This window comes from Nitrospiraceae bacterium (assembly GCA_020632595.1).
Lineage (GTDB): Bacteria > Nitrospirota > Nitrospiria > Nitrospirales > UBA8639 > Nitrospira_E.
Genome location: JACKFF010000009.1, coordinates 92,796 through 119,674, shown reverse-complemented (window position 1 = coordinate 119,674; position 26,879 = coordinate 92,796). Strand labels below are relative to the sequence as shown.

Here is a 26,879-nt window from a genome sequence, read left to right as displayed (position 1 = left end):
TTTCCTCGTCGCGCCCTAAGCGGGTTGGAATCATGGGACACGTGGGTAATGAAAATCTCGGAGACGAGTCGATTATTGCTGCGGTAATACAAAACACTCGCGCTCGTTGGCCCGACGCAGAGATATATGGCCTCACGATCACGCCGGTCGACACACAAAGGAGGCACGGGATTCCATCCTTTCCGATTCGCCGCGGGGCGGTCCCGATGCTTCCAGCCTCGTCGAGTGCAGACTTTGCCGTAACTCAAGAAACAACGGCGACCGAGGCGACCTCAGGGTCGGCAGTGGTGCCCCAAGCACCGAATTCATCTTTGCTTCAGGGCGTGAAGGAATTTGTGAAAACTATTCCAATCTTGTCCTCGCTGATGCGTGGTGCCATGGTGGCGTTGAAAATAATTCCCACGATCGGCAAAGAATTTGGATTCCTGCGCGAAAGCCGCCAACGCATCGAGGGCCTCGATCTGCTGATCATCGCCGGTTCCCACCAGCTGAATGATTTCGTGGGTGGGCCATGGGCCTTCCCCTATACCGTGCTCAAGTGGACGCTTCTCGCGCGTAATACTGGAGCAAAAGTGGTTTTCCTGAGTCTGGGAGCGGGTCCAATTGAAACTTGGCTCGGTCGTCGCTTCCTTCGGTATGCACTGCAACAGGCCTGCTATCGCTCCTATCGGGACGTGACCTCAAAGCGTTGGGTGGACACCCTCCATGGATTCGATGCTGACCAGATCGTTCCCGATCTGGCCTTCAGTCTCCGATCCTCGATCCGCTCCAAACAGTCTGATCGCAGTGACCGACTGCCTGTGGTTGGAATCAACTTATTGCCCTTCTACGGCGATTATTGGTTCGACAGCGATGCGGCAAAGTATCAGTCCTATGTCGCGAAGTTGGCCAGGTTCGCGGATGGGCTGGTAGAGCGTGGTTGTGAAGTGCGCTTCATACCGACTCAACTCAAGGTCGACCCCGAAGTGGCCACTCACGTAATCAATCAGATGAAGACCAAGGGCGAAGCGAAGTATGACCAACTCATCGTAGAACCAACTTTTCAGAGCTTGGACGATTTACTAAGCGCATTGGCAGAGTTGGACATCGTAGTCGCCACGCGTTATCACGGAATTCTGCTCTCCCTAGCGCTTCAGAAACCCGTTTTAGCGATTGCCTATCACGATAAGTCGCGAGACTTGATGAAATGGCTTGGCCAGGGCGACTACGTGATTGAGGGAGAGAGCTTTAGAGTTGACGAACTGACCGACCGCTTCATAGCTTTGGAAAAACATTCCGCCTCCATTACAAGCTCGCTTCGAGAGCAGATGCCTAAATTCAAGTCCGCGGTCCAGGCCCAATACGACACAGTTTTCAACCTGATCGACGGATAGACTGAGATCGGCGCGTTGCGAGAGCGAATCGCTCCTTGTCGTTCTGCCAGCCTCCATTAATCAGATTGAACCCGAATCGCTTCGGATATAGACCCGGACGCTTCCCGATTGGGACATCGTAATCACTATGTAGATGTAGTCTGTTGAAATACAGATACCCACGCATTTTCAGCGCCAAGCGTCGCTTTTCAACAGAGTTGATTAAGGTCCGTCGAATAGCCTGCATGTCCGCCCCATCCTTACGCCAAGCCGGCAACGTAAAGTCCCTCCCACCTGCCGACCAGAAAAATGTCTGCAGCTCGGCATCGATTCGATCGGCACCATTATTAATAATGCGATTTGATAAGGTAAGTGTTGCAGTAACTCATTGCCACACGCCTGCAGGTACGTAGGCCGATCAGCGCAGTGGATGAATACCTCAAACGCTGGGGGTTCACTCGATAAGAGGCCTCTCGAGCGTGCCTATGGGCAATATTCCGCTGCAGTTCGCTAGTGGTTCTGCCGTGACCTTCCTAGTAATGCCGCAGGTGGTAATCAGGAACAGGCCGAATCTCATTGGGGTATGAGACAGGGATCCGCCATGACAGCCAATATGGACCTAGCTATGCGTTCAGAGGTCAAACTCCAGTGGTTCGGCTGTCTGCCAAACAAGCCTCGCTGAATATGATTTCGACGATGATAAGCCAGGCCAAGATCTCGTTCATGATTTACAGGGACATCTCAAACGCTTTACGGCTACTTAAGTTTTTCAATCAGCTGATCAAGATGGAGAACAAGAAAAATTTTCCGACCTTTGATAACTCGGTAGTCTACCATTCCAGGCTTGGCAAGAAATGGTTAACCAAAAAATCATACACAGAAAATTGCAGTCTTCCTTCTCCGAAAAAAATCAGAGGAATATCTAATAAAGCGATTTAAATTTAGTCTGCATTCCAAACACCCAGTGAGGGAGACCCCCACACTGAAGGGAAACGATCAGGCGCACACGCGTTTGGAAACAAATACTTAAATCATCCGAAATTTGCCTATGCCCCATAGGGGGAATACATTAAATTGCCTGGTTAAATTATGATGCGCAAAGAATTCAGCAAATTGTTTGGGGTTCCAGTCTGCCGTGAAGTTATCACAGTTCGACTGGAGGCGCCTGAATTTCACTGCTTTTTAATGAAGTTTCACCTATCCGCATTTCTTTGAAACGTTCAGGAGGACATGGCCGATATGTTCAACTCCTGCTGGGATTTCGTCGAGAAGGCTCCGATCTACCTGCTCGTCCAACACTTTTGGCGAGAGATCCTTAACATTGTGTTAAGAGCTGAATGCAGTGACGAACGGTCCTCAGAGACCCTGCCAAACGACTCCATCAAGGTGGGTCATGAACGTCTCGCATGACCCATCTATCTGCACCAAGAAACAAGAGTACGTTGTTTTTCTGGTTTGGGGTAAGCTCGAGCATCTGACGTGTAAGAACTCTGTTTTCGCGACAGTCTTGACCCGTCGCGTACTCCAGCAGGTCTTAGAGCGGGAAAAGGTGGTTTTCAATATTTCTCGTGTCACTCGCAACCAGGGTGACGCCATCTTCAAGCTCTACCAAAGGCTAAATCTCACAACGATTAACAGGATCATCTGGAGGGATCTGTGTCTGCTACGGATGTTCAATCGTCCTTTCCGGCCATTGTTAAAGTCAATACCTCCGTTTGCCGATAAAAATTTTACTCCTGTTCTTCAGCATTAAAATGAAATCCAAGTGGAGAAACATTTGATGAAAGTTGTTCTGTTTTGTGGTGGCCAGGGGATGCGGATGCGGGACTATTCCTCCACGCTGCCTAAGCCCATGATTGAAATAGGAAGCAGGCCAATTCTATGGCATGTTATGAAGTATTACGCTTATTTTGGCCACAAGGATTTTATTCTGTGCCTTGGCTACAAAGGGGAGAGTATCAAAGCTTACTTTCAGAACTATGACGAGTGTCTGTCGAATGATTTCGTAATGTATAACGGAGGCCAGACGCTCCACCTTTACAATAATGACATTCATGACTGGAGCATTACCTTCGCTGATACAGGAATCTACTCGAACATTGGGCAACGCTTGATGGCTGTAAGAAAATATCTTGGGGGCGACGATATTTTTCTCGCCAACTACAGCGATGGCCTGACTAATCTACCGCTTCCAGAGTTAGTAGACTTCTTGAAAAACAGTGACAAGGTTGGCTGCTTCGTTAGTGTAAGGCCAAATCTCAATTACCATTTCATTACTACGACACCAGAAGGTGTGGTCACGACGATCAAAAATGTAAAATTTACAGATCATCGAATCAACGGCGGATTTTTTGCCTTCAAAAAAGAAATATTTGACTATATTCACGACGGTGAGGAGTTAGTACAGGAACCATTTCAGCGACTCATCAAGAAAAACAAGCTTCTCGCTTACACATACGACGGTTTTTGGAAGGCCATGGATACTTTCGCGGACAAGAGAGAATTCAATAACTTGGTTGACGCCGGTGATACGCCTTGGCAAATATGGAACAAGCCCTAGTTAAATTTATAGTTACAAGTATTGGAGTCCCATGTTGCAAATGACCTGCGCAAAGGAGCCAGGCGCGAGGCTAAAGGTCTTGTGCCTTGGGGCTCATAGTGATGACATCGAAATTGGATGCGGCGGAACGATACTCCAGTTGATCAGAGAGTACAGGAACATAGAATTTTTTTGGGTTATTTTTGGCGCCAACGATAACGAGAGGCGACAAGAAGCGGTCCAAAGTGCGGAATTGTTGCTGGAAAAAGTAGAAAACAAGACCATCGTGGTGAAGGCATTCGAAGATACTTGTTTTCCGTTCGCAGGCAAGGATATCAAGAACTTTTTTCAAGAAATTAAAGCATCCTTCCAGCCGGACCTCATTTTCACGCATTATCGCCATGACTTGCATCAGGATCACCGTATCGTATCCGAGTTCACTTGGAATACCTTCAGGGACCACTTGATATTGGAGTATGAAATCCCCAAGTACGATGGGGATGTCGGCACACCAAATTTTTTCTCTCCAATCGACGATTTAACCGCCAAGAAAAAAATATGCCATCTCCTTACGAACTTTAAAACACAACATTCCAAGCCTTGGTTTACTGTGGAAACCTTTCAGGCATTACTGTGTTTGCGGGGTTTAGAATCTGGCGGACAGGAAAGGTACGCTGAGGCGTTTTATTCTCGAAAACTGCTTTGCCAATGGTAACGCAGCATCAATCAATATTTGTGGTGTCAGCGTAGTAGGCAATGCTCCATCAGGAGGAACACGCATGAGAGTAATGGTCACTGGCCATAAAGGATTTATCGGGACGGTGATGGTGCCGATGTTAAGGTCCGCTGGTCATGAGGTGGTTGGCCTCGATAGTGATCTCTATCGAAACAGCACGTACGGTAGTGCTCCAGCCCCCGTTCCAGAGATTATCAAGGACATACGTGATGTTGAGAAGGAGGATCTTCAGGATTTGGACGCCGTTGTTCATCTCGCCGCATTATCCAATGACTTGCTTGGCGATATCGATCCTCAAATGACTTACGACATAAACCATCTCGCGAGTGTTCGTCTGGCTGAGATGGCTAGAGAGGTCGGTATTTCCCGATATGTTTTCGCTTCTTCTTGCAGTAGCTACGGAGCTGCGGGAGATAACATTCTTAATGAATCTGCAGAATTCAATCCAGTAACGCCTTATGCAATCTCAAAAGTCCGAGTCGAACAGGATGTCAAGCAACTCGCGGATTCCGATTTCAGTCCGACGTTCATGCGTAATGGAACGGCTTATGGAGTTTCACCACGAATTCGTTTTGATGTCGTGCTGAATAATCTTTTGGCCTGGGCGTTTACCACAGGGAAAGTACATCTCAAAAGCGATGGAACACCCTGGCGCCCTATTGTGCACATCGAAGATATCTCGCGTGCAGTTCTGGCTGCCTTATCGGCACCGCGCGAATTGGTTCATAACGAGGCTTTTAATGTCGGCTTAAATGCCGAAAACTATCAGATTAAGCAGCTCGCAGAAATAGTGCTAAAAACGATTCCTGACTGTCAATTAGGGTTTGCAGCGGATGCTGGAGGTGACAAGCGGAATTATCGTGTAGATTTTTCAAAGTACAAATCTACATTCCCGGATCATCCGTTGCAATGGAATGCACGAAGCGGTGCGGAAAATATCTATCAGTCTTTTCGAAGTATAGGCCTCAATGCTGACGATTACGAAGGCCCCAAATACAAACGAATTTCTCAGCTCAAACATCTACTCGAAACTGGTCAGTTAGATGACACTATGCGATGGAAGTTAGGATCAACGTGATTCCCCTGTGTCACCAGCAAATGGTTGCCTTGCTTATAACACTTTGTCGGAAATGTGGATCGGAGGCCTTGGTGGACAATTGCTTTAGTGCCATTATAATTGAAAGGCCTTTGTGTGTGTTATTGGCTAATCTGCCGGCTCACCTGACCGAAGTTTCTCTTTACAAACCTGAAATGCCATTGCAACGATGAACCCTCGACCGTCAGACAAACTTCTCGAGGGCGGACGCGGTGAACAGATGCACGCGCTGATGCGGGAATTGTTTCCTCTGCATCGTAGCCAAACAGGGACTGGTGTGCGGCAGACACTCCAGCTGTTACAAAGCATTGTTCCGCTGAAAGTACATGAAGTCGATTCGGGAACTCCCGTTTTCGGGTGGACTGTACCCAACGAGTGGACAATTCGAGACGCCTGGATTAGTAACGCACAAGGCAAACGTTTGGTCGATTATCAACGCAACAATTTGCACGTGGTGGCATACAGTCAGGGAATCCGAGAAACAATGACTTTCGCTAAGCTGCAACCTTTTTTGCACTCGCTGCCGGAGCATCCTGACTGGATTCCATACCGCACGAAGTATTTTCAAGAGGGCTGGGGATTTTGCTTGAGCGACTCTCAGCTTGATCAATTCCGTCAAGCAGGCCCAGATGCTGAGTATGAAGTATGCATTGACGCCGATTTGCGGCCCGGATCTCTTAGCTATGGTGAACTGTTTCTACCGGGCGAAACGGACGAGCAGGTGCTTTTCTCGACGCACACTTGCCACCCATCGCTGGCCAACGACAATCTGTCGGGAATCGTAGTGGCCGCGTTTTTTGCAGCTCAGCTGCATCAGACTCGGCAGCGGCTTTCATATCGATTCCTATTTCTCCCAGGGACGATCGGTCCGATCACTTGGCTAGCGATGAATCGGGAGACAATCCCTCGCATCCACCATGGGTTGGTGTTGGCCTGCCTTGGTGATGCGGGTCCTATGACGTATAAGCGGAGCCGGCAGGGTAAGGCTGCAATCGATCAGGCCGTCGAACTGGTGTTACGCGACCGAGGTGCCCAGCACGAGATTAGGGAATTTTCACCGACTGGCTTCGATGAGCGACAGTACTGCTCGCCCGGCTTCAACCTACCGGTCGGTCGGTTGACGCGAACAGCGGAGGGTGAATTCGCCGAGTATCATAGCTCGAGTGACAATCTAGAACTTGTCCGACCAGAATATCTGGAGAACTCGCTTGAATGCTGCATGGAGATCTTTGCGGCTTTAGAGGCAAACATCCTATACCAAAACCAACACCCTTGGTGCGAGCCGCGATTGGGGTCAGCCGGTTTGTACGATACGTACGGTAGCGAGAATCCTAAAAGGGCGGTAATGCAGGAGGCGGCGCAATGGATATTGAGTTTTTCCGATCAAAACCATTCGTTGCTTGATATTGCCCAACGAAGCGGTCTCCCGCTGGCTGAGATGCGCGAGGCTGCTGAGAAACTGGTAGCCTGCAATTTGATCCTCCCATGCAACAAGTCTCAAGTCTGATGCGAACCAAGAGATTATCCCAGTTTGACAGGTGCAATGATTGTCCGCAAAAAAGTCAACAACAAAAAAGCTTTTATTTGAGGAAGTTAAGTAAGGAATCCATCCATGGCTGAATTAATGACATCTTGCATAGAGAACTCTGGTGGGCCGGCCTCGGGACGGCTGCCCAAAATTGGAAAGGCTAAGGGGGACTGCATTTTCTGCGGCCACGCGCTGCGCTATACACTTGTCGATTTGGGTTTGTCTCCGCTCTGCGAGAACTGGCTCTCCGAGCCAGATCTTCACAAACCTGAGATTTTCTATCCGCTACACGCGTTTGTGTGCGAAAAGTGTTTTCTCGTACAGGTTGAAGAATACGTGCATGGTGAAGATATATTCGGTGGCGACTATGGCTACTTTTCTTCGTTTTCAACATCGTGGCTTGAGCACGCGGCGCGGTATGTCGAGATGATTACTAAACGGTTGAATCTGGACAGCTCGAGTCTGGTGGTGGAGTTGGCTTCGAACGATGGCTATTTGCTGAAAAACTTTGTGGCTCGGGGAATTCCAAACCTGGGGATCGAGCCGGCTGCCAACTGTGCCGCCGAGGCGACCAAGTTGGGCGTGAATTGTCTAGTGAAATTTTTCGGCGTCGAAACGGCACAAGAGCTGAGAGGTCAAGGGCGGCGGGCCAGTCTATTGATCGCCAACAACGTGTTGGCGCATGTGCCAGATCTAAATGATTTTGTCGCTGGCATGAAGATCTTGCTAGCCGATGATGGGGTGTTGACCGTAGAGTTTCCGCATCTGGTACGACAGATGGAAGAGAACCAGTTTGACACGATTTATCAAGAGCATTACTGCTACTACTCGCTGTATTCTGTGGAGCAGGTCTTCGCAGCACATGGCATCACATTGTTTGATGTAGAAACCCTGCCGACACATGGCGGATCGCTGAGAATCTACGGGAAACATATCGATAATGAAGCGCGGGCGGTGACCGAAGCCTATCGCCGGACAATGGAGGTGGAGTTAGAGGCCGGAATTAATGATTTGGCATTCTACGCAGGATTTTCCGATAGGGTAGCGGAGACCAAGCGAAAACTGTTGCATTTTCTGGTGGAGGCAAAACGGCAGGACAAAACGGTTGTTGGTTACGGCGCCCCAGGCAAAGCGTCGACGCTCTTGAATTACTGCGGCGTGCGGACCGACATGATCGATTACCTGGTCGACCGTAATCCATACAAACATGGTCGTTACATGCCGGGTGTGAGGATACCGATTCATAGACCAGAGCAGATCGATCACACGCGGCCCGACTACATTTTGATCCTGCCCTGGAATCTGAAAGATGAGATCAGTGAGCAATTGGCTTATACACGAAAGTGGGGAGCGCAGTTTGTGGTGCCGATACCAGAAGTAAAAGTTTTTTGAGCTCTGGTTGTGGTTGCCCCTAAATCAGGCGGTTTGGAACACCTGACCTTTGTCCTATGCTAGTTTCTGTCTCCTGATCTCACATTTCGATAACGGCCTGAACAGTGCCCATACTATAATGGCTAGGAGTTATAGTTGAAAGTGGTGTTTGGGTGCGTTGAAAAGACGCGGCGTCTCGGGTTGAAATGGGTGTTGCGAGACATCCTTAGATCAACCGCCAAAAAGGAGAGACGCCACGATGCCAGAGAGTAGCAAAACACCATCAAAAGAACCAGTGAGCCGAGATACGTTAACCGAGTTAATTCGAACCGGTGCCCGGCAGCTTCTAGCCCACGCCTTGGAGGCAGAGCGAGCCGAATTATTAGCGCAGTATGCGGATCAGCAGGATGAGCAGGGGCGAGCTATGGTTGTTGGCAGTGGGCATCATCCTGAGCGGGAGATTCAAACAGGCCTGGGCCCGGTGTCGGTCCAAGTCCCGACGGTGCGCAGTCGTCAAGGGTCGCCGGTCACCTTTCACTCCGCGTTGGTACCGCCGTATGTACGGAAATCGGCCACGCTGGAAGCGGCGATTCCGTGGCTCTATTTGAAAGGCATTTCGACCGGCGAGATGCAGACGGCCTTGGAAGCCTTAGTGGGTCCGGAGGCCAAAGGCCTCTCGGCCAGTACGGTGGCGCGGTTAAAGCAGACCTGGCGAACGGAGTACCAGACGTGGCGCCAGCAACGCCTTGATGAGGAGACTTGGGTGTATGTCTGGGTTGACGGGATTTACAGCGGGCTTCGAGCTGACGAACAACGGCTCTGTGCGTTAGTGGTCATCGGGGTCACGAGCCAGGGGGAGAAGCAGCTTTTAGCCATCGAAGATGGGGTGCGGGAGTCGACGCAAAGTTGGCGAGAGGTGTTGCTCCAACTCAAGGCCCGCGGCATGAAGGCCCCGACTGTCGTCATTGGCGATGGGGCCCTGGGATTCTGGGGCGCATTGGAGGAAGTCTACCCCACCACTCAGCCGCAGCGCTGTTGGGTGCATAAAACTCGGAATGTCCTCAATGCCTTGCCGAAGAGCGTGCAGCCCAAAGCGAAACAGGCGCTGCACGAGATCTGGCAGGCAGAGACCAAAGCCGATGCGAACCGAGCGTTCGGGGCGTTTCTGACGACCTATGAAGCGAAGTACCCGAAGGCGACGGCCTGCCTTGAGAAAGATCGAGAGGCCTTATTCACGTTCTATGCGTTTCCAGCGGCACACTGGCAAAGTCTGCGCACCACGAATCCCATTGAATCAATCTTTGGCACGATCCGGCACCGAACGAAGCGCACCAAAAGCTGTCTGACGCGGGATGGGATGTTACACATGATGTTCAAGCTCGGCCGCTGTGCGGAACAAACCTGGCGACGACTGAGAGGATTCCGGCAGTTGGCTTTGGTGATTAAGGGGGTGCAATTTACAGATGGAATAGAAGTCACAATGAACGAACCCGTCGCCGCGTAACTAACGCCCCAGACACCAGATTTAATGGTATGGACGCTCCTCTAAAAACAAGATGGCGAGTATACTGATGGCCATTACTCATCATTCAGGGGAGAGGCAAATGAACAACATCACCACCATTGGGCTGGACTTGGCAAAACGAGTCTTTCAAGTGCATGGCGTCGATCAAGATGGGGGCCCGGTCTTGAAAAAACAATTACGGCGCGGACAAGTCGTAAAGTTTTTTGCGACGCTTTCGCCGTGTTTGATTGGTATGGAAGCCTGCAGCAGTGCGCCCTATTGGGCGCGAGAGCTGCGAACCTACGGGCATGACGTGCGGTTGATTCCTCCACAATATGTCCGGCCCTTTCTGAAGACGAACAAACATGATGCCGCCGATGCCGAAGCCATTGCGGAAGCCGTGGTCCGGCCCAACATGCGCGTTGTTCCCATCAAGAGTCCTGACCAACAAGCGGTACTCATGCTCCATCGATCACGAGAACTCCTGGTGAAACAACGCACGATGCTCATCAATGCCCTGAGAGGGCATTGCAGTGAGTTTGGGATCACCGCCAGCCGAGGTGCGTCGCGTATCGACGATCTGTTGACAGTCATTACTGACCTAGCAGATATCAGACTGCCGGCTTGGGCTCGGGAAGCCTTACGCGTGCTCATGGCTCAGCTCCAGGGTGTGAAGGAGGCCATCCGACACGTGGAGCGCCAACTGCAGGTTTGGCATCGGTCTCAGCAAGGCAGCCAACGGTTAACGACCATCCCTGGCGTCGGCGTCATCACGGCTACTGCCCTCATTGCCACGATTGGCGATGGGAGGCAGTTCAAATCCGGTCGCCATCTGTCGGCCTGGCTGAGTCTTGTCCCTCGCCAACATTCATCGGGCGGTAAAAGCCGGTTAGGACGGATCTCGAAGCGTGGCGATGGATATGTCAGGCGTTTATTAGTTCACGGATCCCGAGCCGTGCTTCGCTGGCAGCGGGGAGCACCGAAGCAGCCCGTACCTTGGATCACAGCATTACTGAAGAGACGGCCGACGAATGTCGTCCTGGTGGCCATGGCCAATAAAACAGCCCGGACGGTCTGGGCGATGATGCGAGACCAGCAACACTTCAATCCAGTTTTCCGGTAAAACGGGAGGTTGCGACGAGAGGTACGTGACAGGACTTGCGAGGGTGACACAACAATGAAGGCGAGACAGGAAGCCAGGAGAGATTCAACCCGAGTTATTGTCAGAGCGATCAGCTCGCAGATTTGACTGGGCATCTCTCCTCCGCCAGGTCGGCGGATTCCATCAAGGCCAGCGGGCATGGTTCCCGCAGAAACAGGCCGGATACATGACGGCAAACCTCACGCCTTTCATTCGTTTCAGCATCCTTGCATTTGAAGGAGCGTCCATACATGACAATAGCTCAATGGCTAGCGGTCAGAACCAAGTTTACAACTAATTGTTGACTCCCATGGGTGGCGAGTTTACATATCAGTTGGGAAACATGGTTTTAGCTCTATCGGGTTACTATGCTCAACAGATAAATCCTGACGAGGCCATTGAGGGTCGGAAGGATGTGAGAATTCTCGATTTCGCTTGGGATGAGGACGGGCAAGAAAAGGTGCCATTTAAGGAGCCAAATCGAGCAAGAAGTAGGACTTGGCGGTATGATCGCACGAGACCGCAACACCTGCTGCTCTCATCATGACCGGAGCTTGGCGAAGCTCGGACCGTATATTCGGTATGATCATATTTGACTGTATAGAAATTTGATCAATGGGCATTTGCGAGCCAGGTACAGCTTGAATTCGGTCTCACCTTCATTCAGAGACACCAAATCGAAGTGATGCATTGAAATTTCCTTATGACTATCTCTGAACCAGTAATAACGGTGGGCATGCCAGTCTATAATGGCGAACGCTACATTGAAGAAGCGATTCGGTCGATACTAGGGCAAACTTTCGAGGATTTCGTCTTAATTATCTCGGATAATGCTTCTACGGATAGGACCGAAGAAATCTGCCGCGACTTTACCTTGGAAGACAAACGCATTACGTACTTACGTAATCAGGAAAATATGGGTGCTAGCAACAATTACAACCGACTTTTCCGGCTAGCTCAAAGCAAATATTTTCGATGGTTCAATGCAGATGATCTATGTGCACCTGAGTTACATGAGAAATGTGTTGCTGTATTAGAAAGTAACCCAGACGCAGTTCTCTGCTATGGAAAAACATGTCTGATCGATCAAGATGGTAAATATATCCAACATTATGATGACAATCTCAACTTGCAACAGTCAACGGCCTATGAGAGGCTTTCGAGATTTTTTCAGGCGGTTGGTCAAACGAATGTCATATACGGGCTCATGCGCACTTCAGCCGTCGCACACACCTCGCTAATGGGAAACGGCAGTTACCCTGCTGCAGATACAAATTTCATGGCAGAACTGACACTCTATGGCAAATTCATTGAGATTCCAGAGCAGCTGTTTTACCGACGAATGCATTTTGAGGCAAGTAGTTCTGAGCGAGGGGATGAAAGTAAACAGCAACTTTTTTGGACAGGCAATAGCCGTTCGAACTTTACAATGCCGACTTGGAAAAAGAATATCGCAATTGTTAAGGCTGTCCACTCTGCGCCGCTAGGCAAGTGGGATAAATGGAGGGTTCAATATTACAATCTACGCCGCTTGATAAGCTCTCGACATGACTTGATGAAAGACCTCGCAGGTTTTTTGCAAAATCTTTTTCAGAAAAAAGACCGAGCTGGCACTTTGCCGAATTGAAATGTTGACAAACTAGTGTTGTGAAGGCCGTCGTTTGCTTAGATTGTACCTTGAGCAAGGGAGATAGTCTCTTCATGGATTGAACCAGAAGGAATTGTCCTTCGAGTGGCATCAATCATGATAGTTGGTTATTCCACGCCTCGCTAGTTAATCGACCAGCGACAGGAGTTCGGATCACTTATGTCTTCAATGTTCATATTGAACTCGAAAGACTGACTTTTTCCTAAATTTCTTTGTTCTACACTTAGTAACCTTCCGGCCCAACTCGTATTTAAGCCTATAGGGTGCGTCGAAAAGAAGATGTCATCGTCAAAATTAACAGTGAAATAAATAGCATATCCATCTAATAGAGGCGGTCCCAAGAAACTGAACAGCGGGCTAAGTGGAGACGCTCCGCCAACTGTGGCATGATAGCGCCACTGCTGAAAGGAGTGTAGGCCATGGCAAGACGACCTCGACGGAATCATTCGCCTGCGTTTAAATCCAAAGTGGCCTTGGCCGCGATCAAGGGTGAGCGAACCCTAGCCGAACTGGCCCAACGATTTGATGTCCACCCGAATCAAACCACCCAATAGAAGACCTTGCTGCTGGAACGTGCGGCAGGGGTGTTTGAGGGAGGAGAGTCACCTCCAGCCCCGGTTGATGTGAAAAGCCTTCATGCAAGATTGGTGAGTTGACGTTGGAAAATGATTTTTTAGAAACTGCGCTCACCAAAGCGGGCGTGCTGAGCGCAAGCCGATTGACCGCCCGCACCAGTTATCCATTACGAAACAAGCTCACGCCTTGGGGGTAAGTCGTGGCAGTATGTATTATCAGCCTAAGCCGGTCTCTGAAGTGGACCAGCGGCTCATGAACCGGATTGACCAGTTACATCTGGCATGGCCCTTTGCCGGGGCCCGGATGCTCCGGGAGCTCTTGCGGGAGGAAGACTTGCTAGTTGGACGCAAGCATGTCGCCACGCTGATGCGACGGATGGGCGTAGAAGCACGCTATCGCAAGCCGCGGACGACACAGCGGCACCCAACCCACAAAGTGTATCCGTATTTGTTGCGGGATTTAGTGATCACTCGAGCCAATCAGGTGTGGGCCATGAATATCACGTACAGCCCACAGACCAAAGGCTTTGTCTATCTGGTGGCCGTGGTGGATTGGTCTACACGCCGCGTCTTAGCCTGGCGTGTATTGATCATTATGGACGTCCAGTTCTGCCTCGACGCCGTTGCGGACGCCCGGAGCCAGTATGAACCCCCAGATTTCATGAATACCGATCAAGGCAGTCAGTTTATGAGTCATGCATTTACCGAGCTTATCAAGGCGCAAGGGATTCGCCTGAGTAGGGATAGTCGAGGGGCGTGGCGGGACAATATTTTTGTCGAACGCCTCTGGCGATCGGTGAAATACGAAGAGGTGTACCTCCATGCCTATGAGTCAGTCGCTGCGGCACACGCAGGACTCACTCGCTATTTTCGGTTCTATAATAGCCGGCGCCCTCATTCGAGCCATGGAGGTAAGACGCCGGATCAGAAGTATGTTGATAACCCGCTGCCTATCAAAGCAGCTTAACTCAACCGGGAGCGATCCACTTATCGACAACCATTGCGTCGTTCAAAAAACTGGGGCCACCTCTCTCTGCCGGGGCGATGGGTCAAAGAGGCTCAAGCTAGAGAGGGCAAATCTTTCAAGGCAATGGTCGATTGACAGGCGAACAGGAAGAACTTCGTCGACTCAAGGCGAAAAATAAGGGCCTGAAGATGGAGAAAGAAATCTTAAAAAAAACGGCATTGAGTTCGACCCGTCATTGCGACATTGGTTTGTAGTGTCTCCACTGGTGTCTGAAGCGCTAATGTTTTACGAGGGCCCTGATTCACTCGTAGGGCCATTTTTTCTATGTCCGCTGTGCGTACCTCGCCAAACCCGTTCCCTTGGGAAAATACTGCCGAAGCAACCGGTTGGTATTTTCATTCGTGCCCCATGGCCAGGGACTGTGGAAATCGCAAATATAGTCTTTTCCTGCTAGACATTTTTCCCGCTAGTCATTGCGAAAGCCTAGTTCGACGAACATTTATTTGATGCCACTTTCACCTCCGCCCCAAAAAATTAGCCGATTGCGAAGGGAATCAAAAAGTCCGCACATCCAGCCCGCTGGGTGCGGCTGGGGGGGTAGTGTCTGTAGGATTAGGAATTTGCCCAGTTATCTGCTGAGCCACTTCGTTCAAATAGACTTCTATGTGAGCGTAACCGCTGGAATGAATTTGTCGGGAGTCTTGGGCGTTGCTCGAATTCAGTCCGTGAGAGGATTCCCATCCATCGGGGATACCGTCCCCGTCGGAGTCAGAAGGCGGGGCAGGGCCCGTGTTGGTATTCAACGGGTCATTCAATTTGCCAAGGGTGCCGGTGCCTGCCTTGGCCTCATTGATGGTGCGGGTTGTCATGGCGTCCCGGGGCCAGGAGCCGACCCAGGTGAACACATCGTCATAGGCCTTAAGAGCGGAGGTCGTAGTGATTGAAGGAAAGGAATGGGGCTTTGTGAGATAGGTGGGATTTGAGTAGACGGACATAATGGACTGACCCGGGTATAAGTTGTCGTTCATGTAAATCGTTCCATCCAATCCAAACATCATGGAGTTCGCGGGGGTGTTGGGCCCGCTCTTGGCATAGTTGCCAATCAAGTTATAGTTCACCCCTTCGGCAGGCGGAAGCTCCTGCCGATAAATCTGCTGAAACGCGCAGTTATAGAAAATGTTGTTGCGGATGTCGAGATTTGCACCACCCGCTGGCACAGACCCTCCGCCAGCCCAATGGATATTGGCGCCGCAGCGGTTAAAGTGGTGCGCACTGAAGTTGTGGTGAAACGAAATGTTGTTGGTCGGCCGGTACGCAAGGAGGATGCCGTAATTTTGGCTGTTGGCTCCACTCATGCTGTTCAGAATTGTCGACCATTGCACGGTATAATCGTGACTGGCGTCTATGTCGAACGTTTCGTCCGCCGCCCCCGAAAAGTCGGAATGATCGATAACCAGATTGTACACGGGATTAAAGGCGATGGTGTCCTCTGCCTGCGCGCGCATACGAATGAACCGGATGATTACGTCATGAACATTGGTTTGATAGTTTCCAATGGACCCATTAATGAAAGTGATGCCGCCAGGGCTACTCTGTCCCAAAACCGTCACGTTACTATGGGCCTCTGTCAACTGGATTGGGCCGCCTAAGTCAATTACACCTGAAACCCGAAAAACGATTATTCTCGGTCCGGTGGTCAACATGGCTTGCCGAAAAGAGCCGGGACCGGAAGAATTACGGTTGGTCACCACTAGGACTGGGCCTCCTCGCCCGCCTGGGGTTTGCGTGCCAAAGCCTTCTGCTCCAGGAAAAGACGGTAAAGCGTGGACGGATTCACCATTAAAAAAAGAAAGAGAAACCGCAAAAAAAAGTAGCCGAGCAACCATTGATCCATTTATTTTTTCCATAATAGAAGATTCTCCTGTTCTTATTGTAATTGAATCTGAAGACCTGTTGGTGGAGCGGGAGGGGTAGTGTCGGATGAATTAGTATCAGAATAGAGCGCAGGACGTTTACTGCCCACCCATGATGGATGATGACCCTTCCCGCTCTTATCTGAGATATCTGTCGGTGTCGGGTTCATGTTCAGATACCAAATAGTGTTGGCGCCAGCGGCAGTAGAAAGTGGGGCATTGGCTTCGCTCAACATCTCATTCTTGGTCAAGAGACTCGAGTAGACTTGTATGCCACGAAGGATACCGTTCCACACCTCGTTGCCGGGTTGCCACGGCGCATCCCCCCAGGTTAGCGCTGGAGCAGGAGGATTGACGTTACCCCAATCGGGTGGTGAGGTACGGGTAACCACATGACTGGAATCAATATTCGGGAGGTCCCAATAGAACTCATGGTGCTTGTTACCGTTCGCGTCTGCCCAGACGCGGAGCGCTTGGGTGTGCCAGCGGTTATACACCACCGCACCGTTTGTGAAATCCTGCTGTTCCACGGAAACTTCCCAATTGTGTGTATTGCCGTTTGGCGGATTTTGGGGATATGGGTGAGCCCCATAATAAGAATCGGCTCCGCCGTTACTTGTCCACAAGAATGTGCTGAGATCGCCACGCCCATCATCATTTCCCCAGAAAAACGCTGTATAGTACCCCGATTGTTGTCTTGGGTAGGCACGCCAGATGTAGGTAAGGCCATTCCCCCCTGGTCCGTAAATTGGGAGACCGTTGTTTTGGGGATTGGTAAACTTAAAGCGCATGGTTGTTGAGTTGGGTACAGCGTCACTCCCTGGGAAGTCGAGACCCGTACTGGTCTCTCCCAAAGCCGTCCCCAAGCCTATTTGTGGGGTCACTAAAAAAAGGTTGCACCATAGACCGATTAATATTATATAAACTGTATTTCCTTTAAATTTTTCACATTTTTGGTACATGGTTTTCCTCCCTTTGGTAATTATCATCAAATGGCTTGGGGAGATTCTGTTTTTTCTCTGAACAGAGGTCTTTCGGGGGTTGCAAGTTACCTCTTAAGGCACCTCTCCGTAACTTCTTTGATGTCGGTGAAATAAAGAATTTCTTTAGCTGGATAAAAAATCCGCCGCAATCTGAGGGGGAATTTTCAGTAGAGAGTGTCCGTTTAACATGACAAATAGGGTCATTGTGTCAGATTTAGGGACAGGTTTTGTCGAAACACTGCTTCTAAAAAAAACCAATGTTCTTGTTGGTTTCGAAACTCTACAGGATTAACGGTAAGAAAATTTTTTATAGGGTTTTCAAATTGAAAAAATCTCCTGAGATGTCTTTCCAGATCACTACAGAGGGTACTAGAAAGAAGAACGCCTTCATTTTGTCTCCTGCCTCCTTGGCATAATCCTTATGTTGCTTTGCCGACGGAGCAAAGAAAGGATACTCATAAGGTTTTGGGGACAATTTACTGTCCTTCAGGACAGAGAATATAGAATTATTATTCAAGCAAGAATTGAGCCATTGTGAAGCTGGGGAAAGGGGGGATCATTAAGAACTTATGGTTTTGGTCTTAGAGGTTTAGTATATGTAGGATTAATCTTAGTTGGGGTTTTTTCATCGAAAACGCCGCTCGGTTAATGCATCGCACTTTTCCTCCCGATTCTCGGATAACGTGGTTTTTTGTGAAGCCGGGTTTCGCTTCGGTAGGTGAGGGGGGGTACCAAAAGGACTCAAAAAATCCTGAATGGACTTATTCGATGGGCGCATTTTCGCTAGGAAAAGAGGGGCCAATTCTCTCCGTTCAGACAAGGTCCGCAATCTTTTTGAGCGTTTGCCCCTCGAGCAAGATAACAGGCCTCGACCATGGAAGACGAAACTTTCGGTGCCGCACTTGCAAGGGACAGGGAATCTTATTTTTTTAGCCTGACAAGGCACTATTGGGGAAAACCTATTTATTGCCGATGATACGAAAACGAGGAGCGTTCTTCCTAATTGTGAGTTGGGTTAAAAAAATATCATGAAATATTGGTGTAGGAATTCTAAATATACTGCATGCTTTATAATACAGTGTTTGTACGTAAAAGGCCAAATGAGAAATTTCGGCTCTGTCGGAACTAAGTCGAAACTAACTTGAGTTGTTACCCTGCGCCATTTGAGGGGGAGCTCATTATGCTAACAATAAACTTTAAAGGTTTCCATTTTTCTAGAAACGCATGAATCTACAATCCATACGCTGATATCTGCAGTCTGCCCCAGTTAATAAGACATCGAAAAATTGATGCATGAATGTGGGTTCTCTATTGAGCATAGCACCATTAATCGCTGAGTCCTCCGGTACTCTGCACACAACTGGAAACTTGAGATTTTAATGGAAACGCGTTTCCATTTGATGGAGAATGGCTGAAACATATACCAAAGTGAAAGGCAGATGGATCTATTATTTTCGAAGCCTCGATAATAATAAAGGGTAGATGAACGACATTTCCTTAACAGCCAAACAAGATACACAGGACTCCTTACGTTTTTTAAAGAGGCCTATTAATGAAAACGGAAATTTGACTTTCTCCGAATCGGGAGAGGAACGGCTGCTCGTTTCATTGACAGCCTGGGAGGGTACGGTAGGACGAAGGAGCGAGGTGCCGAGGAGTGCAAACAAGAGGCGGTCACGCAAGGTATCGAGTCGGGAGACGCGGTTGGTGATGGGGGGAAGCGATGGAGGAGTTCCGGACGTGGATATTATGCGAGAGTGGAACGCCCCCGTTTCAGCGGTCGCAAGAGGATGATTGCCTGTGGGGTCTGATTTGGCGAGCGCATGAGGTAAGGGGCCACCGCGATAGTGCCCTTGCGTACTCGGCGATCTGCGTGAGGTCAGTGAGTGCGTGAGCAACCATTGCCTGGGCAAGCTCATGAAGCGCCACAAGAAGATCCGCGCGCACCGCGGCTCCAAGCCGCCAGGGGGTGGCGACATCAAGCCGGCCGTGGCCGCCCCGAATCAATGGGGGCAACCGGGTACGGTGGACAGACCGGATTGGGCATGGGGGACCGACCGTGTCTCTATTCGGCCCGACGAAGGGGGCTCTACCGGGCGGGGGTGATGGCTCTTGATGCGCGGAGGATTATTGGTGGGTCGATGAAGGCGAGGTTGGCCAAGAAGCTGGGGGTGGACGCCGTATTGCTGACAGTGGGGCGACGCCCGCCCGAGCCTGTCGAGAGAATCCACTCATATCCGAGGGCGCCGTTACGTAACGATGTATGGAAGCGATTCTGCCAGGCGTATGGGTGTTTCCCTGCAGGAGCCGCCGAGGGGAGGATTACGAGCATGCGGCGGTAGGGGCTTCTGCGGAAGCCGGAAGAAGAAGAAAATCCGTCGCCCAATCGTTAAAACCCGTAAAGCGGCGCGACCAGAAAGCTTCGATGATAGGGAGGTGGTGTCTAATCGGACGAGACGCCATCAACATCTGGACAATAGCAGCCCAATAGAATAGGCGCATCAGATGACAAAACTCGGCCGCATGTCTAAGGAAACGATGCAAGTCCACTCGCTTGCTGCGAAGGAAAAAGGGACGGTTATAATTTCTAATATTTGAGGCCCTACTATGAGATTCATTTTCCCAAAAATCACATACCTTACGGTCCTTGTTGTATTTATAACTGCGACTAGCTGGGCGGAAGTGAAGGAAATCTTTCCCGGCAATAGTTTTAAGGGGGCCTTTGAGTCGCTTGGTCCAGGGGATACGCTAATTGTGCACGAAGGCACGTACTCGGAATCCGGAGCACGTATCCGGATCAGCGCCAAAGGCACCGAAACGCAGCCGATTATTGTCAAAGGCGCTAACGGTGAAGCACGACCGTTGATCACGCGGCCTGTGAGCTCCACGCCGCAGAACACAATCAACATCGAGGGAGCTACCTATGTGACAATTCGGCACCTCGAAATCACCGGTAACGGTGATGGGATTAACCTGAGCGGAGGGCCGCATCACATCTCTATAGAAGACAACGAGATTCACAACATCGATGTGGGTATCAACTTCCGCAGCTCGATGGATTCTATCTTTGTTCGCCACAACCATATCTACAATACTTCTGGCACCGCTGAGGGTATGTATGTTGGCTGCAACTACGCCAGTTGCGCGGTCTCAAACTCTATCATTGAACAAAACTGGATACACGACACGCGTGGCAGCCAAGGAGATGGCATTGAGATAAAATACGGCTCCTGGGGCAACATCATTCGAGACAATGTCATTCACGACGCAAACTATCCATGCATCTTGGCATACGGTGTTACGGATGCCAACATAGATCGCCCAAACATCATTGAGGGCAATGTGGTGTGGAATTGCGGGCAAGGCATTGTTGTCATAGCCGATGCCATCGTTCGCAACAACATCGATATAGGTACCCTTGAAACCCAGAGCCATGAACAAGTTCCGGTTATGCGAAACGTGACCATCGTAAACAACACTGTGAGGGGAAGTATGCCTCTGAGGGGCTGGGGAGGCGGCAACATTCCGGCCAGTCTTAGCGTCGCCAACAACGTGCTTTACGGAGGCTCGATCACAAATCAGCCCAGCGCAGCCACCTTTTCTTCCAACCGCCAATATAGTTTCGGCACGGGCGGTATATTTGTGGACCCCGACAACTGGGATTTTTGGCCTGCGTCTGGCTCTCCATTGATTGGTGCCGCTGACGCAGCCTATGCTCCGAACAAGGACTTCAATGGAATGAGCCGCCAAGGTCCGTTCGACGTAGGTGCCTATGAGACGGAAAGCCTCATGAGTAATCCGGGCTGGCCCATTCAGGACAGCTTCAAAGATAGCGGCAGTGAGAAGGATGTAACCCCGCCTTTGTCTCCCACCGGGCTAAACATCAAGGCATTATAGGATTTTGGCTCTGTCGAAAATAGCGTGATGTGTTACCTTGAGGCTATTAGTGGGGGAGCCTATCATGGCAGGCATTTCCTCTAAAGGCATTTTCAGTAAGACATGATTCTGCAAAGCATATGTTGGTGCCTCGCACGCTCCCTCAGTTACCGGGCAGTCGAAGAATTGATGCAAGAACGTGGCTTCTCCAGCACATTAATCGACTCTAAGCAATTCGTGGTTTTGAAGGAGCCAAGCATTTCTAAACGATGCAGGGTTAGCATTTCTTCCATGTTTTCTGCAAGACTCCGGGATTCCGATTGGTTGCGGTCTTCCAGGCCCTGCCTCAGTCGACACAGGGCAGCCGTCGCTCCCCATATACGTAGGGCGTGGATAGGGTGGTTGAACGCGCCTGTGCCATGCCGTAATTTCTTCTTTGGGGAAATGCTTCTCCACATGCTCCCGCTTGTGCCATTCGCACCGCTGTATCACCGCTAAGTGCCCATATACTGCTCCCCTTGAAAGTGAGACCACCTTTAAGGCATCACCCACATCTTAAAGGAGGGCATCTATGGGCCAAGGACAAGAAGGACCAATTGAACGATGGACCGCCAAACGACGAGCCGCGCTGGTCTTGAGTGTGCTCAAAGGGGAGACGTCGGTGGCCGAAGCCGCCCGGCAACACGGTCTGCGAGTAGCCGAAGTGGAGAGTTGGCAAGATCAGTATCTGCGGGCGGCAGAGAATGGCTTGCGGCGACGGCCCAAAGATGAGGAAGCCTTGAAAGATGACCAGATCAAAAAGCTCCAACAAAAGATTGGGGAGCTGGTGGTGGAGAATGATGTGTTACGGGAGGCCATGAAACCGTACCCTTTAGCGCGAGAGATGTCCGACGCGTGAGAGCCGTGAGGCCGGACATCTCTGAACGAACCGCCTGTCGTCTGCTCCAGGTGAGCCGATCGGCGCTGCATCGGTCGACCAAAGGCAAGCGGGCTCATGCGACGCTCTCGGAGACACTCGTGGCCAAGCTTGAGCCACTGATTCAGGCCTATCCAACCTATGGGTATCGCCGGCTGTGGGCCCTGTTACGCTTTCGTGAGGGACCGTTCCCTAATCGCAAAGCGGTCTATCGGGCCTTACGCCTGAAGCGGTGGTTGGTACATCAGCGGACAGCGACCCCACGCCCGCGTGTGCAGTCTCGGCGAAGTCGAACGACACAGAGGAATCATCGCTGGGCCATGGATGTGACGCATATCCCCTGTGGGCAGGATGGCTGGGGGCATTGGACCGCCGTGATTGATTGTCAGGATCGCGAAGTGATTGGCTATGAGTTTGCGTTGCGCGGACGGGCGCAGGAAGCGGAACGAGCCATCGAAGCGGCCTGTCTCACCCGATTCGGCACACTTCGTCCCGTGGGTGCCACCCCCGTCCTTCGCAGTGACAACGGGTTAATCTTTCAGAGCCGCCGTTTTCGACAAGCCTGTCGAGACTATCGCTTAACTCAGGAGTTTATTACGCCGTACACGCCGCAACAGAATGGGTTAATCGAGCGGTTTTTTCGGAGTCTCAAAGAGGAGTGCATCTGGCAATATCGATTTGGCAGCTTCAAGGAGGCGCAACACCGGATCAATGGATGGATGCGATGGTACAACGAAGGACGACCCCATCAAGCCTTACAGTATCGGAGTCCTCGTCAATATCGGCAGAAACAAGGCTTACAGGTGGCTTGATTTCGGGGGAGCACTACACCCAAATGCTTTTCTTACGGCAGCCTGCAAGCCTTTGCTGTCATCAGTTATCACCAAGGGTCCTTCAGCGAGGTTTAATCCCTGGGCACCAACCGACAGGAGATACCGGGTCGAGACCTGTTCGTTTTCTGGACTTGGTTTCCCAAATCCCAGCATGTGTTTGTCGTCACCTATCCTAATGCCCACGGCCCCGACCATCGGCATTTCCGCAAATTGCATCCCATCAAGATACATGGTCACTACATTCAATGGGCGTAGGTCCCGGTCTTAAAGAGCCTGCAACTGCATCCTACTGGCTGGCTATAGGTGCGCAAAACTGTGAAACTGGATAACCCAATTGCTCCTTGGACCGCCGCGGCGGCGACCTTATAATTACGGCAGAAAATGCCATATAGCAGACGCTTTTGGAGCCGGCCATCTAGCTGCCGGCGGTTTTCGATCCCGGTCCATATACTCTCAGGAAATTTCCCCACCCGTCTTATGGTGAACACGCCGAAGAAAAAGCGGATGCCGTTGCCCCGCTAATTGATCACTACCAGGATTGCTCGCATGGCCGCAGCCAGGGGAGTTGGAGGCTGGTCGGCCTTCCTTTTCTAGGCCAATTGGTGAGCGAGATTCCTGGCTGGTTGGATTTTCTCCGGTATGTCCTTTTCCACAGATCCACCACACGCCTCGTATATTCGCTCCCGTTGGTACCCTAGAGTTTTTGGAGAGCCTCTCGCTCCTTCAGATGGGGATTGCGGACGGCTAGGACGTCGTCCCCGCCTAACCTCGTGCCCGCGTGAATCGCGATGGAGTGCTCCCCGAAATTTGGACCATTTGATATGTTAGGTTTTCCTCAACCAGAGGAGGCTCGACATGAAGAAGAAACGGTTCACCGAAGAACAGATTATCCGGATTTTGCGGGATGCAGAAGCGAAGACGATTGATGCTGCAGCTCGGCAACATGGCGTGTCGGAACAATCCATTTATCGGTGGAAACGCCAATTTGGGCAGATGGAGGTGGCTGAAGTATGGGAACTCCGGCACCTGCGGCAAGAAAAGGTCCGGCTCAAGAAAGTCTTAGCCGAACGAGACTTGGAAGTGGAAGTGATGAAGGAACTGCAGGGAAAAAAGTGGTAACCCCACGGGCACGGCGGCAAGCGGCGCGAGTGGCGGGTGCGCGTGGGGTGAGTCAACGGCGGGCGGCGTGGCTGTGTACGACAGCTCGCTCGGGGATCCGGTATGAGGCCAAGGGACCCCGACGGGATGCGCGTCTGGCGCAAGCGCTCCGGGGGGTGGCACACCGCTATCCCCAGTGGGGTTATCGGCTGGCCGGAGGCTTTCTCCGGCACCGCGGGGGGCGGGTGAATGTCAAGCGGCTGTACGGGGTGTGGTGCCAATGTGGGTTACAAGGGCCTCGTCGGAAGTCTCGGAAGAAAGTGGTGACGGGGGCCACCCTCCAGCCCCCTGCCACGCATAAGAATGCGGTGTGGAGTTGGGATTTCGTGCATGATGCCACGACGGCGGGGGACGCCTTCCGCTGTTTGACGGTGAAGGATGAAGCCACGTGCTTCTGTTTAGCCATTGAGGTGAGACGGGCCTTCTCGCATCAACAGGTGCTGGCCGTCTTGAAACGGCTGGTGAGCCTCTACGGGCCACCCCGCTTTGTCCGGAGTGACAATGGGCCTGAACTCCGGGCTCAGCCGTTGCTCACCTTTTTTGAGGATCGCAGAATGACCCCCAGTCGCATTACCCCGGGCAAGCCCTGGCAGAAGCGCGGGTCGTGATCGAAGATTGGCGCCGCTTGTATAAACAGCAGCGGCCTCATAGCACGCTGGGCTATCAGACGCCGGCCACTGCCTATTGGGGAGCGGCGAGTCCACGAGCCGGTTCCGGGAAGCTACGCAGGGACCGCGTCGGAAAAATCGCTGCACACAGTTGACTATCAAGGGACGATCGAGGACCCACCCGACTCAGCGGTCGAGGGGGAAACCGCCCTGCAAAAGCTGAGAACAAAACATGATCACTCGGAAAACCTAACATGCCAAGTGGCCAAAAAACAGGGGCAGCTCAGCGAGCCATTCTGTGGTGTAGACATCCCGCACCGGCAGTGCCCGCAAGCGCTGCCCATTCGCGAATAGCTCGGCACGTGCAATTGCATGAGGCCCAAGGGGAGAATGGCTCTAATACCTTCGACTTTTGTTTCCACATCAAACATTTCCTACTACTCTGAGCGAAGGATTTACACGGGTCCAAACCAGCGGGTCTTTTAGCTTCGCTTTTTTGTTTCCGTAGTATTACTCGTCACGGTGCTCTTAACTGTTGTTGGGAAAGATGGGGCTTTTTCGTCGAAGGCTGTTCCACGGCAGGGGGGAATCGCTTAAATTCCAACCAGCCTACTTACCCACCTACAACACATTCGTAGAAACCCTTTCCTACTCTTAGCCTGACGAATTAAAAAATGTGGGCCATTTCTCCGGATTTGTAAATAATAACCAGTGCCTGTGAGGAAGTTCATGGGACCCCAAATCATCACATCCATTACCTAGGGGTCATGTAGAAATACATAAGAATTCATCCCTCTGCGAGATAATTCAAGCTAGTTGCGGCAAGATTTTGAGCAGATTGTGTCGATCGAAAGGAGCAAACGCAATCGTAGCCAAAGTCTAGGTTGAGGATCATCCAAATGAAGATCGAACCAAGATATTGGTTTTCGTGCTCTACAGACATTGGATTCCAATTGTTTTTAATTTTTCTTGGTTGCCGACCGACAAAGCAAAATGGACCTCAATTAAATCAGTCATTATTCCTTGGATGAGTTATGGAAATTCGTGCCCTTTCACATGAAGAGTATAAGCAATGGGATGATTATGTTCTGGCAACCCATCAGGGCTCGTTGTTTCATATGATTGCGTGGAAAAAAGTTCTGGAGAAAACCTTTGCGTATAGGTCTATTTTTTTAGTCGCACATGATGCGGGAAAAATCCATGGAATATTGCCTTTGTTTGTTGTTCCCAAACCCCTGAAAGGCCATGTGATGGTGTCGGTTCCCTTTGGAGTCTACGGGGGAGTGGCATCGGAAAGTCCCGAGGTTACTAAAAAACTTTTGAATGTTGCCAAAGAGTTGGCGGTAGAAAATAAAGTAGATTCTCTCGAATTTCGCCAAATGGAAAAAAATGATGAGGCACTTCCGACTAAAGAGCTGTATTTTACTTTTATTCGAGAGATCTTTGACTGTGAAGAAAAAAACATGTCAGCCATTCCCCGGAAACAACGACGGATGATTCGGCAGGGCATTAGCCATGGCTTGCAATCAAAAGTGGGAGGGGCTGAATTACTCAAAGACTTTTATTTTGTGTATTCCTCAAGTTTAAGGAATTTGGGAACCCCGGCCTTTCCTTTTGTCTACTTTAAGCATTTGTTTCAGGAATTAGGAGAACAATGCAAAATTCTCACGGTCAGTTATGAATCCAAAATTGTGGCGGCTGTCATGACCTTTTTCTATCAAGATCGCGTGATGCCCTATTATGGGGGGGGACTTTCGGAGTATCAGCGTTACGCTATTTACGATTTTATGTATTGGGAGTTGATGCGTTTTGGATGGGAACATGGGTATAAAATCTTTGATTTTGGTCGAAGCAAGCAGGAGACTGGACCATTCCATTTTAAGCGTCATTGGGGATTTGAACCCCAGGCTCTGCCCTATCAATACTTTTTGCCCAAAGGGGGAGAAATTCCTAACGTCAATCCTTCAAATCCCAAATTTCAGCCATTTATTGCATTGTGGAAGCGACTGCCATTATCAATAGCCAATCGGTTGGGCCCCTTTCTTATCAAGTACCTTCCCTGAGTGGTCGATTCGGATACAATAAGGAGAATAATGTTCAAAGAGTTGTTAGCGTATAAACCTCATATCCTGGGC

At 50.6% G+C, this 26,879-nt stretch carries 20 protein-coding genes and 2 pseudogenes; 18 read left to right on the top strand and 4 right to left on the bottom strand.

The features are described from left to right. Nucleotides 1–32 precede the first annotated feature (32 nt). Nucleotides 33–1,373: a polysaccharide pyruvyl transferase family protein gene (locus H6750_15510; GenBank protein MCB9775715.1), complete on the top strand. Its 1,341-nt coding sequence runs from the start codon at nt 33–35 to the stop codon at nt 1,371–1,373. Here H6750_15510 and H6750_15505 read toward each other — a convergent pair. Next, nucleotides 1,354–1,629 carry a hypothetical protein gene (locus H6750_15505; GenBank protein MCB9775714.1) on the bottom strand — a complete coding sequence of 92 codons (276 nt, stop codon included), beginning with the start codon at nt 1,627–1,629 and terminating at the stop codon, nt 1,354–1,356. The genes H6750_15510 and H6750_15505 overlap by 20 nt on opposite strands. Nucleotides 1,630–3,132: 1,503 nt before the next feature. Here H6750_15505 and H6750_15500 point away from each other — a divergent pair. The 9 genes and pseudogenes from H6750_15500 to H6750_15460 all read left to right on the top strand — a co-directional run bounded on the left by H6750_15500 (nt 3,133) and on the right by H6750_15460 (nt 14,457). Beyond that, on the top strand, nt 3,133–3,912 hold the full coding sequence (locus tag H6750_15500; GenBank protein MCB9775713.1) for a glucose-1-phosphate cytidylyltransferase: 780 nt from the start codon (nt 3,133–3,135) through the stop codon (nt 3,910–3,912). A 31-nt stretch (nt 3,913–3,943) separates the two neighbouring features. Further along, nucleotides 3,944–4,606 (top strand): PIG-L family deacetylase, encoded by a 663-nt coding sequence (locus H6750_15495; protein ID MCB9775712.1) that lies wholly within the window; start codon nt 3,944–3,946, stop codon nt 4,604–4,606. Nucleotides 4,607–4,670: 64 nt separating this feature from the next. Next, nucleotides 4,671–5,705, top strand: coding sequence for an SDR family oxidoreductase (locus H6750_15490; GenBank protein ID MCB9775711.1), 1,035 nt, complete (start codon nt 4,671–4,673; stop codon nt 5,703–5,705). 187 nt (nt 5,706–5,892) lie between these two features. Then, nucleotides 5,893–7,230: a DUF4910 domain-containing protein gene (locus tag H6750_15485; GenBank protein ID MCB9775710.1), complete on the top strand. Its 1,338-nt coding sequence runs from the start codon at nt 5,893–5,895 to the stop codon at nt 7,228–7,230. 117 nt (nt 7,231–7,347) lie between these two features. Continuing rightward, nucleotides 7,348–8,643, top strand: a complete 1,296-nt coding sequence (locus tag H6750_15480) for a methyltransferase domain-containing protein (protein MCB9775709.1) — start codon at nt 7,348–7,350, stop codon at nt 8,641–8,643. Between the two features lie 238 nt (nt 8,644–8,881). Further along, the gene (locus tag H6750_15475) at nt 8,882–10,126 is read left to right on the top strand and encodes an IS256 family transposase (protein ID MCB9775708.1); all 1,245 of its coding nucleotides are present in this window, start codon (nt 8,882–8,884) and stop codon (nt 10,124–10,126) included. Between the two features lie 100 nt (nt 10,127–10,226). Further along, a complete protein-coding gene (locus H6750_15470; protein ID MCB9775707.1) occupies nt 10,227–11,249 on the top strand; it encodes an IS110 family transposase in 1,023 nt (340 codons plus the stop codon). A 721-nt stretch (nt 11,250–11,970) separates the two neighbouring features. Further along, complete coding sequence (locus H6750_15465) at nt 11,971–12,894, top strand: glycosyltransferase family 2 protein (protein MCB9775706.1); 924 nt, start codon at nt 11,971–11,973, stop codon at nt 12,892–12,894. Between the two features lie 440 nt (nt 12,895–13,334). Continuing rightward, nucleotides 13,335–14,457, top strand: a pseudogene (locus H6750_15460) (IS3 family transposase). Nucleotides 14,458–15,011: 554 nt separating this feature from the next. On the opposite strand, the gene H6750_15455 reads toward H6750_15460, so the two are convergent. Then, nucleotides 15,012–16,205 carry a hypothetical protein gene (locus tag H6750_15455; GenBank protein ID MCB9775705.1) on the bottom strand — a complete coding sequence of 398 codons (1,194 nt, stop codon included), beginning with the start codon at nt 16,203–16,205 and terminating at the stop codon, nt 15,012–15,014. Between the two features lie 179 nt (nt 16,206–16,384). After that, nucleotides 16,385–17,254, bottom strand: coding sequence for a hypothetical protein (locus tag H6750_15450; GenBank protein ID MCB9775704.1), 870 nt, complete (start codon nt 17,252–17,254; stop codon nt 16,385–16,387). Nucleotides 17,255–19,239: 1,985 nt separating this feature from the next. Here H6750_15450 and H6750_15445 point away from each other — a divergent pair. The 4 genes from H6750_15445 (at nt 19,240) to H6750_15430 (ending at nt 22,957) form a co-directional block, all read left to right on the top strand. Beyond that, nucleotides 19,240–19,695, top strand: coding sequence for a hypothetical protein (locus tag H6750_15445; GenBank protein MCB9775703.1), 456 nt, complete (start codon nt 19,240–19,242; stop codon nt 19,693–19,695). A 265-nt stretch (nt 19,696–19,960) separates the two neighbouring features. Then, entirely contained in the window at nt 19,961–21,250 is a 1,290-nt protein-coding gene (locus tag H6750_15440; protein ID MCB9775702.1) for a right-handed parallel beta-helix repeat-containing protein, read from the top strand. A gap of 550 nt (nt 21,251–21,800) precedes the next feature. Further along, nucleotides 21,801–22,127, top strand: coding sequence for a transposase (locus H6750_15435; GenBank protein ID MCB9775701.1), 327 nt, complete (start codon nt 21,801–21,803; stop codon nt 22,125–22,127). Beyond that, a complete protein-coding gene (locus H6750_15430) occupies nt 22,124–22,957 on the top strand; it encodes an IS3 family transposase (GenBank protein MCB9775700.1) in 834 nt (277 codons plus the stop codon). Before H6750_15435 ends, H6750_15430 begins: the two co-directional genes overlap by 4 nt. Here H6750_15430 and H6750_15425 read toward each other — a convergent pair. After that, nucleotides 22,943–23,224 carry a transposase gene (locus tag H6750_15425; GenBank protein MCB9775699.1) on the bottom strand — a complete coding sequence of 94 codons (282 nt, stop codon included), beginning with the start codon at nt 23,222–23,224 and terminating at the stop codon, nt 22,943–22,945. The genes H6750_15430 and H6750_15425 overlap by 15 nt on opposite strands. Before the next feature lie 609 nt (nt 23,225–23,833). Between H6750_15425 and H6750_15420 the strand changes: the two genes are divergently transcribed. The 4 genes and pseudogenes from H6750_15420 to H6750_15405 all read left to right on the top strand — a co-directional run bounded on the left by H6750_15420 (nt 23,834) and on the right by H6750_15405 (nt 26,807). Beyond that, nucleotides 23,834–24,097 (top strand): transposase, encoded by a 264-nt coding sequence (locus H6750_15420; GenBank protein ID MCB9775698.1) that lies wholly within the window; start codon nt 23,834–23,836, stop codon nt 24,095–24,097. Next, nucleotides 24,091–24,744, top strand: coding sequence for a transposase family protein (locus H6750_15415; protein MCB9775697.1), 654 nt, complete (start codon nt 24,091–24,093; stop codon nt 24,742–24,744). Before H6750_15420 ends, H6750_15415 begins: the two co-directional genes overlap by 7 nt. After that, a pseudogene (locus H6750_15410) lies at nt 24,729–24,812 on the top strand (transposase). Before H6750_15415 ends, H6750_15410 begins: the two are co-directional and overlap by 16 nt. A gap of 966 nt (nt 24,813–25,778) precedes the next feature. Continuing rightward, nucleotides 25,779–26,807 carry a FemAB family PEP-CTERM system-associated protein gene (locus tag H6750_15405; protein MCB9775696.1) on the top strand — a complete coding sequence of 343 codons (1,029 nt, stop codon included), beginning with the start codon at nt 25,779–25,781 and terminating at the stop codon, nt 26,805–26,807. Nucleotides 26,808–26,879 lie beyond the last annotated feature (72 nt).

What these genes read in the sequence shown, in the direction of transcription:
- H6750_15470 (MCB9775707.1), top strand. Translation starts at nt 10,227, where the DNA reads ATGAACAACATCACCACCATTGGGCTGGACTTGGCAAAACGAGTCTTT.
- H6750_15510 (MCB9775715.1), top strand. Translation starts at nt 33, where the DNA reads ATGGGACACGTGGGTAATGAAAATCTCGGAGACGAGTCGATTATTGCT.
- H6750_15420 (MCB9775698.1), top strand. Translation starts at nt 23,834, where the DNA reads ATGAAGAAGAAACGGTTCACCGAAGAACAGATTATCCGGATTTTGCGG.
- H6750_15485 (MCB9775710.1), top strand. Translation starts at nt 5,893, where the DNA reads ATGAACCCTCGACCGTCAGACAAACTTCTCGAGGGCGGACGCGGTGAA.
- H6750_15500 (MCB9775713.1), top strand. Translation starts at nt 3,133, where the DNA reads ATGAAAGTTGTTCTGTTTTGTGGTGGCCAGGGGATGCGGATGCGGGAC.
- H6750_15490 (MCB9775711.1), top strand. Translation starts at nt 4,671, where the DNA reads ATGAGAGTAATGGTCACTGGCCATAAAGGATTTATCGGGACGGTGATG.
- H6750_15480 (MCB9775709.1), top strand. Translation starts at nt 7,348, where the DNA reads ATGACATCTTGCATAGAGAACTCTGGTGGGCCGGCCTCGGGACGGCTG.
- H6750_15475 (MCB9775708.1), top strand. Translation starts at nt 8,882, where the DNA reads ATGCCAGAGAGTAGCAAAACACCATCAAAAGAACCAGTGAGCCGAGAT.
- H6750_15405 (MCB9775696.1), top strand. Translation starts at nt 25,779, where the DNA reads ATGGAAATTCGTGCCCTTTCACATGAAGAGTATAAGCAATGGGATGAT.
- H6750_15435 (MCB9775701.1), top strand. Translation starts at nt 21,801, where the DNA reads ATGGGCCAAGGACAAGAAGGACCAATTGAACGATGGACCGCCAAACGA.
- H6750_15440 (MCB9775702.1), top strand. Translation starts at nt 19,961, where the DNA reads ATGAGATTCATTTTCCCAAAAATCACATACCTTACGGTCCTTGTTGTA.
- H6750_15465 (MCB9775706.1), top strand. Translation starts at nt 11,971, where the DNA reads ATGACTATCTCTGAACCAGTAATAACGGTGGGCATGCCAGTCTATAAT.
- H6750_15495 (MCB9775712.1), top strand. Translation starts at nt 3,944, where the DNA reads ATGTTGCAAATGACCTGCGCAAAGGAGCCAGGCGCGAGGCTAAAGGTC.